Source organism: Aeribacillus sp. SP014, assembly GCF_054055575.1.
In genome coordinates this window covers 1060796-1073934 of record NZ_JBSRXI010000001.1, presented here as the reverse complement: position 1 = coordinate 1073934, position 13139 = coordinate 1060796, and the positions used below count along the sequence as shown (strand labels likewise).

The following is a 13139-nucleotide window of genomic DNA, read 5'->3' as shown; positions in this document are numbered from 1 at the left end:
GATTGGCCGGGAATGGGAGCGATCTGTTATTCAAATAAAACAAAAAAATCATTTTGATTGCACCTTCCTGCCACGCTTGTTGCCATTATTCAGAGCCTGTAATATCTCTGAAGTGTAACGGCAAGCTGAAGCCTTTATTAAAAAATCGCACATTATCGGCATCACCGGAAAAAAGTCATTCCGCATAACGCTAAAACTGTCAATTAATTAGGATGCCATACTCCCTATACGGAATTTGTCTTGCTCATGCTCGATATGTTCCAAGAAAGCTTACTCACTCGCACATTATTTAATTGCAGCTATTCTATTAAAAATCCCTATCAGAATGGACAGTCTAATGTCTTGGACCCCAAAGCATGATTGAAACTCCAATTAAACAAATGCCTGCTCCGATCCAATCGTAAATATCAGGAGTTTTTTTATCGACCCACCATCCCCACAAAACAGAAAGAATAATAAACACGCCGCCATAAGCGGCATATACTCTACCGAATGTAGGAAAGTTTTGCAAAGTAGGGATCAGCCCATATAGAACCAAGATCATACTACCAATAACTCCGTACAAGTAGTGTTTTCCTTCACGTATCCATAGCCAGACTAAGTACCCTCCGCCAATTTCAGCTAAACCAGCAAGAATAAATAAAATAATGGCGTAAATCATATTTCACCACTTTCCTATCGCAATTTAACACTATAGAAGGCCATAGCTTCCAGACTGCCTTCCATTTCAAAAGCTCTCTTTTCAATCAGCTTTCTTAGCCGATATTCCAAGAATTCATCTCCTACATATTGGTCTAGATGCCCCAGTACTTCACCGATTAGTCTAGCTGATTTCATAAAATCCTTCGTCTTCATTTCGTTATGCAGCTTTTTCGCTCTGTTTATTATGAAAAGATCATAATAATCTTCCGAAACGCTGTGTATCGTTCCGTTTTGCCAAATTCGCAATACTTCGCGAGTATTTGCAAGAGCGAGCCATTCCTTTTCAAAATTCTCTCTTTCATGCTGGGAAAGAGGCGGTTCATTTTTACTTTGTTCATATATGAATCGGAGCTTTTCAGGAGGAATTTCACCTGTATCCAAAACATTATATTTTTCTTTTCGTTTCTTAAAAAGCTCGCCATATACCTTTGTCGTGTTGATGAGGAAGATGTCATTATTTTTATTCTTCAATAGATATAAAACAAATCGCAATCCGGTCTGTTCATGAGCGTTGTCAGAAATCCATATCATAATAGGTGATCCTTCTGGAATCGCTGTTATTTCATTGACTGTTTTTTGAAAGTTTTGTTCATACTCATGAAACTCATTGTATGCATCCGTCAAATTATTTTTTATCCAATTAAATCTCGCTTCTTTTCCAATGTCTTCATGCAGTCTCCAGATCGGACCTACCGAGAATGTTTCCCAAAAAGAAATGACGCGCTCTTTTTTCTCCACATCTAAATCCCTTAAGACCATTTTTAAACTCCCCGAAGGTGAAGCGCCAAGCAGAATATGTATCATTTATCATCTTCCTTCCGCTATCTTATACTTTATCCTAATCTTTCAAAGTCTTTACGTAAACACGATTTTTTCAGCTTTTTCGACTTTAAGAGGTACTTCATATCAGAAAAATTGTCATATGAAAGCTGAATATGAAAATAGTTTATATACTCAAGTATGGCAAAAACATAAATAAATCCCGCTATGTACAATCCTGTTGCAGGTACCAACGGATACCATCTGACTAGATCGACAAAAAACATGAAAGGCGAAATGATAATAAACAGTGTATTCCATTTCTTTATATTTTTTAATCGCTGGACGATATAAGCAGGAGTTATGGCAGTATTTTCTTTTTTTAATCGCTTCCATTTTGCAAACCAATACACACTACCCTGAAATAAGAGAAACTCTAACAGAAAAAACGAAATCCAAAAAGAGTACAGCGAATATAAATGCAAATGGGCAAAGACTTTATTCCAAATGAAACTAATGATGAAAAAAATTACTGCTGCCATTGCCTCCCCAGTATATAAATAGAAAAATCTCTTCTCCAATTTTCCCCTCAAGTGCATCACCTAGTTCCTTCGTCTCGGATGGCTGATTAATCGTTAAGGATGTAAATACGGTATAGCACCATTTTCATACGTCTCAGCTCTTGTTTTGTTTCACTAGATACTGTATTGCTTGATATTTAACGGAGAAACTTTATGTGTTTTTCGCACCGAACAATCCTAATTTTCCATTGCCAACATCTAGGACACAACTTGAATCGCAGTGTTTAAAAATTGACTAAGGTACTTTATTTTCTAATAAAAAATGGGTTAAAACTCTGAATTGATTCATTGCCCTTTTCCATGAAAATGTTTTACCATTTTTTTACTTCACCTATTTTTTGATTGAACGATCAAGAGCCTTCTCTTCAAACTATTTATTGGCAAATAATTTAAATTGCAACAATTTTACAATGAGAAGTGAGCAAAACATTATTTTGGATCCACGAACATATTCTCGTTCTAAATAAAGTTAGATTAAAAAAGAGACACAGATTAATATAGTAATAGACTAAAATCCATAAAAAATGCGTTATGAGTAAGCTGTAATCATCAAACAGTTCGTTAGCGAAATCAAATGTACAAACGCTCATGAACTCTGAGAAAAAATACAAACTTGTACGAAAAATATCAGAAACTCGCCACATCTTCCAAAAATTTTAATATCCTGACTGTTTTTTTGGCCTAAAACTAATATATCTGCAATGTTGAAAAGATTAAAATTTATTATATTTACAAACATTCAGTAAATAACTTTTTGCATTTAAAGTCTAATAACGATTTTATAATTCCCCAATTTTCAAATTGATAATAAAGCTATCTTAAGAAATTCTTTTTATTGAGAGACATTTACATCCCTTATAAGTTAACAAGAAAAGACTTGGAATGCATGTGTATTAAATTGTTTTTCCATTTTATACTAATTATGATGAATGACTTCCTAAACAGAAATACCTAATTCGTGTTCTCACTAAGATCATTAATCTTTACAATGACCGGCCACTATTTAAATGATAAGCAACCCACCTCTTTGAATCGTCACACTCATCGGAGTTTTAGTGAGAATCTCACCATCTCCTTGCACAATAACAGGTAATTCGGAGATAACTTCCACTTGTTTTCCTGTTATCATGGTTACACCAGGATGTAGTATATGTTTGCCTTTAAACGCCTTTGGAAAAGTGCGCAACAGCTCCCATTTATTCATGCCGTGTACTATACAAATGTCAAATAGTCCATCATTATAACAAGCATCTGGACATATTTTAATACCTCCGCCATAGTTTGAGATATTGGCAATTGCAATTAACCATACATTACAAAAAACTAGTTTCTCCCCATCAACCATTAATTGAATGCTGACAGGACGATATTTTAATAAAACATGCAAGAAGCTAAGTCCATATGAAAGATTACCTAATCTAATAAAATTCAGCCAATTTTTATATTTCGAGCCATTGTTTATCTCGGCGACTTTACCGTCAAAACCGATCCCCATTACAGTAATGAAGTATTCGTTGCCAATTCTTCCAATATCAATTTTTCTTTGTTTTCCCATTAAAATACGTTTTAATGCCTTTTTATAGTCCTTTGGTATATCAAGAGCCCTTGCAAAATCGTTTCCCGATCCTGCAGGAATAACACCCAAAGGTATATTCGAATTGATTAACCCGTTAGCAACATCATGGATTGTACCATCTCCTCCTACGGCTACAACAGCATAACATTTTTCAGAAGACAACTCCTTAGCAATTTCTGCTGCATGTTTTGGACGATTGGTAAAGCGCGCTTGATAATTTATCTGTTTTTCTTGCAGCAACTTTTCAGTCTTTTTCCAAACTTTTAATCCTTTTCCGTTTCCTGAGATTTTATTGACGATAAAATAATACATACTAAAGATCTTTCCTTTATTAAAGATATGAAAGTTTTATATATTATGCCAAAACCGTTTTATTTGGCATGGTTTTATCATCTCCACATTCACTTCGTTTAGAGGTGGGTGTTTCTCGATGAAGCTTCTTGTACAGAAGAAGGTTGTCGGAAGTTTTCTAGATGGATTAGAAAGCAACAACTGCTTGTTTGCCGATTAAGCGGTTCAACCACTTTCCTGCTTGGTTACCAATCCGTTGATACATTCATCTCGTTTGCACATTCAAATGAAAGATGTTCCCATGCACTGTCTTGCCAAGTTTTTTGTAAATTCTCTATCTATTTTATTACAATTTTCTCCTATTTGCAGGAATCTATTCACACAACTCCATTTATGCTGTCAATGTGAAAAATCCCCAATGATCGTCGGCTATCACTTGAAATACAAGGAATTGATCTTTGTTTTTTCCTAAGTTTACTGGCAATCCTTTAAAAAATTTTTTGATGAGTAACAAAAGACAAAAGAAAAAACTTCTTTACTATCTTTGCAGAAAAAATGAATGAGACATAGATTGAAGGAGCTGTCTTATGTTGCAAAAGGGATGATTGCTTGACATATCCAATAAAATGTTATTTTTTGTAGCAAAGAAAAATTAGGTGAATACAATATAATCGAATTTCAGGAAAGGAGAAATCAATATGCAATATGATTATAACTTGAACTATGCTTATAACCTAGTTCAACAAGTTCCATATGCGAATCCTCAGGAGCCGTACGAAGAAAATATGCATTATCGGGATCATTATGATCACCATGTGAGCAAGCATGATTTTCGCAAAAGACATAAGCATTATTACGTCTTGCTGGAAATGGACGATGGAAAAATGTATGATGGCATTATTGATAAAGCCGATAATGATCATGCCTATTTATTAGTACCTATTGGCGACCAACGAGAAGAAGATAACGAAGAAGAAAGACAATTTGGCTTTGGTGGATTCGGATCTCCTTTCGGTGGATTCGGAGGGTTTGGGCATTTCCCATTTCGTTTTCGGAGATTTAGGAGATTCCGATTCCCGTTTTCAAGGATTCGTCGTTTTTCATTTCCGTTTTCTTAAGTTAATACATTTATGCGGTCGACAGCTTCCTTATGGAGTTGCCCGTTTTTTGCTTGAAAATTTGCTCCGCTTATATTGAAGCTATACTATTGTACACCCCTTGATTTAATTTCCTGCTACCACATATAATTTCCATTTATCCATCCGTTAAGTGTTTTGCGGCTTGTTCCAAAGCAACAATTTTTATTCTGATCTGCCGCCTTTTGTTTGGATTTACGCTTAACAGGATTAAGCGGTGGAAAAAGAGTACTGATTTGCTTCAAGTACTGATCGGAGAGTGGTTTTTACACTAATAATGGCTTGGCATTCTATTTTTATTAGTACAAAAAAATTTTGATGTTATCGTTATCATCAATATTTGCTAACTAAATGTCGTTTACGTCCTTTACGGTACCGTCAAGAATTTTGTGTGTAATGCAAGATAGATAGGGCAGTCTCCTGTTTGGAAAGGAAGAATCCCTTTTCCCCTTTTTTAATATAATAATATGGTTAAATGTAGCCATTTACAAACACATTCGCTGAGTTTCGATGGTAGCTTCTATGCCGTTCCTCCTGTTAGATTTCGAGGAAATTTTTGATTTCTTCCTGCTAAATCAGTTCTAGCTATGGGAGACTAACCTTTTTTGATTGCTGCAACACCATCATAAGTTTCATAACAGCCTCAGCAAATGCAGTATAAATGGAACTTTCAAGTTCATCTAAATACATCATTGGCCCAACAACAACTTTTTTTACTGGCTTTCGAATCCACTTTTTCGCATCTAGACAAATAATCGCAACCGGAAGAACAGGCGCTCCTGTTTTTAACCCGAAAAAGCTACCCCTTTTTTTCGGATTGACACTTTCCCCATTTTTACATCTTTTACCTTCAGGGAAAATTCCAAACACTTCCCCATTTTCAATCACCTTTAAGGAACGTCGGACTGGACGAATGACCATTCCACTTTGGCGATCAACAGGAATAGCATGAAGTTTTTGAAAAAGCCAATTGGTCATACGTCTCTGAAACAGTTCCTTTTTTGCTAAAAAATGAATTTTTCGATTAAAGATACTGAAAAGAATAACAGGATCATAATTGCTTGTATGGCTTGCTGCCACAATGACTGGGCCAGTTTTAGGAAAATTTTCTATACCAATGACTTCAATTCGAAAAATGAAACATAAGATTATTTTGGAAAGCCATTTCATACTTGTATAGAACATACTTCTCATACCTTATAAGAAAAACGTTGTTTTATGTATATTTTTCACTCTAATTAATAAAAATATTCCATGTAAGGGAGGTGATGCAAAAATGAACTCCATTCAATTTGAATACAGCATGCCTCGGTATGTCTTAAGCAAAATGATGGGTAAAGTTTCAAAATCTTTTTATTGGAACTCCAGATTATCCTGCCTTCGATTTCGCCGTGTAGAAGTCCCGAAACTTCCAAACGATGAATGGGTAAAAGTAAAGGTAAAATACGGAGGAATCTGTGGAAGCGACTTAAATCTTGTTCTTTTAAAGGACAGTCCAACTACTTCTCCGTTTGCGTCTTTTCCATTTACGATTGGACATGAAGTGGTAGGAACGATTGAAGAAGTTGGTTCAAAAGTGGAAAACATTCAAGTGGGTGACCGGGTAGTCATTGACCCAATATTATCATGTATAACAAGAGGAATTGCAGACCCTTGCCCTAATTGCCGGCAGGGTGATTATAATCTTTGCAATTTTATGACCGAAGGAGAAATTTCACCAGGGATGTTAATAGGCACTTGCCGTGACAGCGGTGGAAGCTGGGGATCTTATCTTGTTGCCCATAAAAGTCAAGTTTTGAAGCTTCCTGATAATGTAAATGATTTTAATGGTGTGTTGGTAGAGCCTTTTAGCTGTGCCCTGCATGCGGTTTTGCGAAATCGTCCGAAAAAGGATGATACGGTACTTGTCATTGGAGCCGGTACAATAGGGATTTGCGTTGTCGCCGCGATGAGAGCGCTTGAAATTCCCTGCCGAATTGTCATTTTGGCAAAACACGCCTTTCAAGCACAGCTTGCTTCCCGCTATGGTGCAGATGCAATCATTTATCTTACAAAAAATAAAAATTATATTTACGAAACGGCCAAATCTCTTTATGCAAGCGTGTTAGAGCCGATCTTTGGCGATCCGGTTGTACAAGGTGGAGCCGACCTTATTTTTGAATGTGTCGGCAATAAGCAAAGCATAAATGACGCGCTCCGTTTTGCTAGACATGGAGGAAAAATCGTTCTATTAGGTTTAGCAGGAATCATTGACGGTGTCGATTGCACAACCGTTTGGCTTAATGAGCTGGATATTAAAGGAAGCTTTGCATACAGTACCGATGAATATCAAGAAAAGAAGATGCGAACGTTACAAATTGCCATTGAATTAATGCGCAATGGAAAGGTGGATTTATCGCCATTGGTAACACATCGTTTTCCTCTGGAAAATTACCGTGATGCCTTGAGCACTGTTATTAACAAAAGGAAAGGTTCCATCATTAAGGTAGTTTTAGAACCTTAAATTCTATTTTTCATACAAAAACACTAGTTTGGAGGGAAACAGCGTGAAAACTTTTACAATGAATGGAAACAAGCAAACTCCCTTTTTAAATTGGCTTGCGGAAGGAATAAAAAAGGAGTTTATATCAAGAGGCTATATGTTTTATCACATTCCTGAAGAAAATATAAAACTTGTGTTTCATTTTATTGATCCTGAAAAACCACGGCCCTACCGAAGAAAGGCCCAAGCAACGTTTGTCGTTTCTGTTATGGAAACATCGGAAAAATCCGAAAACATACACAAATCAGCCTATCCGTATTTAATCAGGTCTTTAGCAAATCATTTAATGTATATCTTACATAACGATAATGAAACAACAGATATTTATTTTCTTACACCTGAACAAGGTTTTTATAAATTGGAGTATAGAAAAGGAGAAGAAGCAACATTTTTTAAACAAATTTTTGAAAGATTGGAACCGCTCGCAGCTTCGCAGTTAGTCATTGACAATAATTTTTATGATGATCTTCCGGAAGAGATGTGGAACGGAGATGAGATTACGAGATCATTAAGCGAATCCGGAAAAAAGCTTGACCGCATGAATTTACTTCCCGCTCCATTTCCATTGGAAGAATATCTTACACCTCGTGATCTTCGCCATTTAAAAAAACTTTACGGATTAGGAGGACTAAGCTATGGAAACCTCAGTGCCAGACGGGACAGTGAAAGCTTTTGGATGAGTGCAAGCGGAATTAACAAAGCAAATATGAAAACAGTTGGTGAAGATTTTCTCTTAATAAGTGGATATGATCCTGATAAAAATGCCATGAAAGTAAGCGTTCCCCCGAATATAACACCAAAAAGGGCATCTGTCGACGCTATTGAGCACTGGATGATTTATAAAGAACACCCGGAGGTAGGAGCGATTGTACATGTTCATGCTTGGATGGACGGCATAAAGGCTACAGAAATTAACTATCCTTGTGGAACAATTGAACTTGCAAAAACGGTGGCTGAACTTGTCCGAATTTCAAAAGAGCCTTCTAAAGCTATTATTGGTCTTAAAAACCATGGACTAACCATAACTGGCGCTGATTTAGATGACATCTTTGAACGTATCGAAGGCAAAATTATCCCTCAAGTACCGATGTCTTAACGTATTTACATGTTTTTGAACCAACGGAATTTTTATGGAATGATAAAGGCTCATGAAAAAATTTGGATAGAGAGAGGGGATTTAACCTTACTTATTTGTTTGTATATATTTTCAAGCATCGGCAAATCCCCTGCAACTTTCTCCCTGCTTGCCAAACGGTGCACGCGTTTTTCGCATTGCATCCATCTATTGAAGCTTCAGCTTGTCCGCACCGTTTTCTCCCTACTCTGTTTAAATGTTTATTCTGGTTTTACCAAAATTTTCACTTGGTCTTTTTCTTTTATCAGCGTTTCAAATCCTTCTGCTACTATATCATTTAGCTTAATTCGTTTCGTAACGAGTTTTTCTGCTTGGAAGTAGCCTCGTTTCATTAATTCCATTACAGCAGGGAAGATATCACGGTATGCAATAATTCCTTTTACGTTTCTTTCTTTTAATACGATATTATTTGGCTGAATGCCCGCTTCTTTTTCCCATATGCTAACGATGACTGTTTCTCCTTCAAATGCAGTGCTGTCAATAGCTTGTTGTAAAACAGCCGGTATTCCCGTTACTTCAAACGCAACGTCGACTCCGCCATCGGTTAATTCATGAAGCTTTTGAACCGGATCTTCCTCTATTGGATTGATGACAGATGTAGCACCGAGTTCTTTCGCTTTTTGCAAACGTTCTTTGGAAACTTCTACTGCATAAATTTCTGAAGCGCCAGCTGCTTTTAATGCTTCAATCACAAGAAGACCTATAGGACCTGTTCCAAACACAGCGGCTTTATCACCAGGTTTGATTTTGCTTAATCTAACAGCATGCAAGGCTACAGCCGCAGGCTCCACCAATGCTCCTTGTTCATAAGAAAGACCTTCAGGCATTTTATGCACCATATGCTCATCAACGACAGTATACTCAGAGAATCCGCCGCCGCCACCGGATAAACCGTGGAATCCTAAAGATTCGCAAAGATTGTACTTACCTTTTTTACAAGCTGGGCATTCTCCACAGCGAAGAATAGGTTCTACAACGACAGGATCCCCAACCTTTACTTTCGTAACGCCTTCTCCAACTTCAACTACTTGACCAGAAAATTCGTGGCCCATGATAATAGGCGCCACATCTTTACTGACAGGATGAGGCTCTTGAACAGGAACAAAAATTGGACCTGCCGCATATTCATGTAAATCGCTTCCGCAAATTCCTGCCCATTCTACTTTAATTTTTACTTTTCCTTTCCCTGCTTTCGGTTCTTCTACTTCCTCTACTCGAATGTCTCTAGCGTTGTGCCATCTTGCTGCTTTCATTTCATTTCCCCTCCCAAATTTTATAATCGCTTTCATTGTATCATTATTTAGTCCTATTTTTATCATATCGAAAAAATTCGAAATTATTTTATAAAAGAAATTGCTTATTTTGTGATTGGCTCTTTTTCAAACTATGATATGTACAAGCTTCATGGAACAGGGGCATATTTGTCATGCGGCAATTACTACCATGATCATGAGGTCAGCTTAAGCCTTAAATTACAAAAATATCTCATTATAAAAGTCAGCCCTCTTCTTTCAAATGTTCTATTTGCCAAATGCCTCTTTACCTGAATTTAGTGATATTTGATCAATCATATAGTTTTCTGCCAGCTGTCTGCAGCATGCACACACTGTTATGAGGGCAAGCACATTTTTCACAGGTTTTAGGGTTTGCAAATTCCCTTTCTTACCGGATCATGCCGATTGAAAAAGGAAATTCTCATTTCCCTGACCACATTTCAAAAGTCCTAAGTTTTTCCAAATCCCACCTCCTGATAGAACTAAAGTTCTATGAATCTATTTTCATTTTATTACAATATAGGAAGGTATTTCAAGAATATCATGATAAAAAAACCTGATTCCTCTCCCCTTCATTACATTTAAAGGTGCGGGGTGAATCGGCAGAAATGAAATGCTAGTTTAAGAATGCATAAAAGAGATTGGATAATGCGCGACCTTGATTAATATTGTACATATCAAAATCACTTAAAGAGAAAAAGAAAACGAGTAAACATGTACACTCTTAAACAGTAAAAAATGTACATGTTTATGGTTCTTACTCAATCTTGGTGATGGGAAGGGGGTTAATGGAGAAAATGAGTGTACAAATAAGTATTTTTAGCTCTGCGTTATCGAACGTAAGAACCATGTTTATCCTGACTTTTACAACAAAAAAAGAAATTCCATTCGTTTATTTTTTTGCGTGTTAATTAAATCTGTATCCTCTAGATCGATTTTCTCCCTGATCCTGCAAACGCAGATTTCACAAATCCTGAATCTGATCCGCACACATTTCCCAGTATGGAGACGCCTCCTTTCTTGATGACTGCTCCTAACTGCTCACCATATAGATCGGCTGAAAAATATAACAAGTTTTGTAGTGGATGGGTCAAATTGACGTCCTTTTGGATGGTGTGTTTTCGTCTTTTTCTTTATATCATAGTAAACAAATCAGAATTCAGGGAGGAGTGATTGTATTTGTCTACTCAAAACAAAAAAGAATCAAAAATCGAAGTGATTAAGCGACAAAGCCGCTATTTACGGGGGACAATCAAGGAAACTCTTCAAGATGGCAAACCGATGTTTTCGGAAGAAAATGTACAGGTATTGAAGTTTCACGGTGTTTACCAGCAGGACGACCGGGATTTGCGGCACAAGCTTTTGAAAGAAGGCAAAGAGAAGCATTACTCGATGATGGTGCGTGCCCGAATACCAGGCGGGGTGTTGAATCCGGATCAATATTTGGTGTTCGATCGCTTGGCCGATGAATATTCGGAATACGGGACGCTGCGCATTACGACGCGTCAAACCATCCAGCTTCACGGCATACTGAAAGGGAACTTGAAGGCTACCATAAAAAGGCTGAACGAATCACTAATCACAACACTTGGCGCCTGCGGCGATTCGGGGCGGAACATCATCTGTTGCGCAAAGCCGGGCGATGAGCCGTTCCGCGCCGAGATGCGGGAGGATCTGCTTGCACTGACTGATCGGCTGAGTCCTAAGACGAATGCGTATCACGAAATCTGGCTTGACGGCGAACCGGTTCAGCTTTCTGATGGAGAGACTGAGGAGCCGCTGTACGGTGATGTATACCTACCACGCAAGTTCAAGGTTGCGATGGTACCGGAAGGAGATAACTGCATCGATGTGTACGACAATGACATCGGACTTGTGGCACATATCGAGAACGGACACGTTGCTGGCTATACTGTGCTGGTAGGCGGCGGTATGGGGCGAACGGCGGTCGTTCAGACAACTTATCCGAGGCTGGCGAGTCCGCTTTGCTATGTGCCCAGGAAGGATGTCGTAGACACAATCCTTGATACTTGCGTAGCCATTGTGACCATCGAACGGGACTTCGGAGATCGCTCAAACCGCCGTTTTGCCCGCATGAAATATTTAATCGACCGGCGAGGACTGGATTGGTTCCGGCAAGAGGTTGAGACAAGGCTTGGGCGTACTTTAGAGCCACCAAGAAAGCTGGAATGGCACAACGGGCACGACCATCTCGGCTGGCACCGTGAGCGTGACGGGATAAGCTACCTTGGCCTGTTCGTTCCATATGGTCGTATTAAAGATACTGAAACCATGAAATTGAAATCGGCACTTCAAAACATTGTGCGCGAATTTCGTCCGACCGTTCGCCTCACCACGCAGCAAAATGTGATCCTGAGCGGCATTCCAGACGAATTTCGACCGGCGATTGAAGAGCGATTGCGCTCTGCGGGAGTGCCGCTTCCACATGAGCTATCAACAGTCCGAAAAAATACAATGGCATGTGTAGCCCTGCCGACCTGCGGACTTGCGCTGGCCGAGTCGGAGCGGGCTCTGCCCGATCTGTTGCCACAGTTTGAGCAGCTGTTTCATGAGCTTGGCCTCTCGGACGAGACCATCACCGTCCGCATGACTGGGTGCTCAAACGGCTGTGCGCGCCCGTACAACGCCAACATCGCTTTTATCGGCCGTGCACCTGGCAAGTATGATATTTTTTTAGGCGGAAATTCACTCGGCACAGCACTAAACGAACGATTCACGGAAACTGTACCGTTCGATCAACTGGTCGACACCGTCCGACCTGTACTCGAGGCGTTCGTTCGCGAGCGTGAGCCTGGTGAGGATTTCGGCAGCTTTTGCCGCCGCGTCGGCTTGAATCGGTTCCGCAATGTCAAGACCGAGCAGTCATAAACTTTTATAAGAACAGACAAGTTGTGACGATATTTACCGGGTCTGATCCGAGAACGCATTCCCCCGAATGCAAGTGATCAGTCACAATGACAGCCGTACCTGCCGCTAAGCAGTTTGTGTATTAGCTTTCAAGTTTTACGTTTCCAGCAAGCTGACTGTTATTCTCGTTGAAAGTGCTGTGACCAACCTGCCGGAACTGGATTGCAGCAGAAATTTGGCATGCTAAATTACGTATTCATACGCAGAGAAAGATC

At 38.8% G+C, this 13139-nt stretch carries 10 protein-coding genes; 4 read left to right on the top strand and 6 right to left on the bottom strand.

From position 1 onward, the window contains the following. Nucleotides 1-334 precede the first annotated feature (334 nt). The 4 genes from ACVIJU_RS05300 to ACVIJU_RS05285 all read right to left on the bottom strand — a co-directional run bounded on the left by ACVIJU_RS05300 (nt 335) and on the right by ACVIJU_RS05285 (nt 3930). Nucleotides 335-661, bottom strand: a complete 327-nt coding sequence (locus ACVIJU_RS05300) for a YnfA family protein (RefSeq protein ID WP_044895977.1) — start codon at nt 659-661, stop codon at nt 335-337. Nucleotides 662-675: 14 nt separating this feature from the next. Beyond that, complete coding sequence (locus tag ACVIJU_RS05295; protein ID WP_456687365.1) at nt 676-1506, bottom strand: DUF1835 domain-containing protein; 831 nt, start codon at nt 1504-1506, stop codon at nt 676-678. A gap of 29 nt (nt 1507-1535) precedes the next feature. Further along, nucleotides 1536-2054, bottom strand: a complete 519-nt coding sequence (locus ACVIJU_RS05290) for a general stress protein (protein WP_094244531.1) — start codon at nt 2052-2054, stop codon at nt 1536-1538. A 991-nt stretch (nt 2055-3045) separates the two neighbouring features. Continuing rightward, nucleotides 3046-3930 carry a diacylglycerol/lipid kinase family protein gene (locus ACVIJU_RS05285; protein ID WP_456687364.1) on the bottom strand — a complete coding sequence of 295 codons (885 nt, stop codon included), beginning with the start codon at nt 3928-3930 and terminating at the stop codon, nt 3046-3048. A gap of 677 nt (nt 3931-4607) precedes the next feature. On the opposite strand from ACVIJU_RS05285, the gene ACVIJU_RS05280 reads away from it, so the two are divergent. Next, nucleotides 4608-5027, top strand: a complete 420-nt coding sequence (locus ACVIJU_RS05280) for a hypothetical protein (RefSeq protein ID WP_456687363.1) — start codon at nt 4608-4610, stop codon at nt 5025-5027. A 603-nt stretch (nt 5028-5630) separates the two neighbouring features. Here the strand turns inward: ACVIJU_RS05280 and ACVIJU_RS05275 are convergent. Beyond that, nucleotides 5631-6230, bottom strand: coding sequence for a lysophospholipid acyltransferase family protein (locus tag ACVIJU_RS05275; protein WP_456687362.1), 600 nt, complete (start codon nt 6228-6230; stop codon nt 5631-5633). Nucleotides 6231-6321: 91 nt separating this feature from the next. Here ACVIJU_RS05275 and ACVIJU_RS05270 point away from each other — a divergent pair, with 91 nt between their 5' ends. Continuing rightward, the gene (locus ACVIJU_RS05270; RefSeq protein WP_066247371.1) at nt 6322-7548 is read left to right on the top strand and encodes a zinc-dependent alcohol dehydrogenase; all 1227 of its coding nucleotides are present in this window, start codon (nt 6322-6324) and stop codon (nt 7546-7548) included. Nucleotides 7549-7591: 43 nt separating this feature from the next. Then, on the top strand, nt 7592-8683 hold the full coding sequence (locus ACVIJU_RS05265) for a class II aldolase/adducin family protein (RefSeq protein ID WP_456687361.1): 1092 nt from the start codon (nt 7592-7594) through the stop codon (nt 8681-8683). Between the two features lie 239 nt (nt 8684-8922). On the opposite strand, the gene ACVIJU_RS05260 is transcribed toward ACVIJU_RS05265, so the two are convergent. Further along, nucleotides 8923-9975 carry a 2,3-butanediol dehydrogenase gene (locus ACVIJU_RS05260; protein ID WP_456687360.1) on the bottom strand — a complete coding sequence of 351 codons (1053 nt, stop codon included), beginning with the start codon at nt 9973-9975 and terminating at the stop codon, nt 8923-8925. Nucleotides 9976-11175: 1200 nt separating this feature from the next. On the opposite strand from ACVIJU_RS05260, the gene ACVIJU_RS05255 reads away from it, so the two are divergent. After that, nucleotides 11176-12885: an NADPH-dependent assimilatory sulfite reductase hemoprotein subunit gene (locus ACVIJU_RS05255; RefSeq protein ID WP_456687359.1), complete on the top strand. Its 1710-nt coding sequence runs from the start codon at nt 11176-11178 to the stop codon at nt 12883-12885. Nucleotides 12886-13139 lie beyond the last annotated feature (254 nt).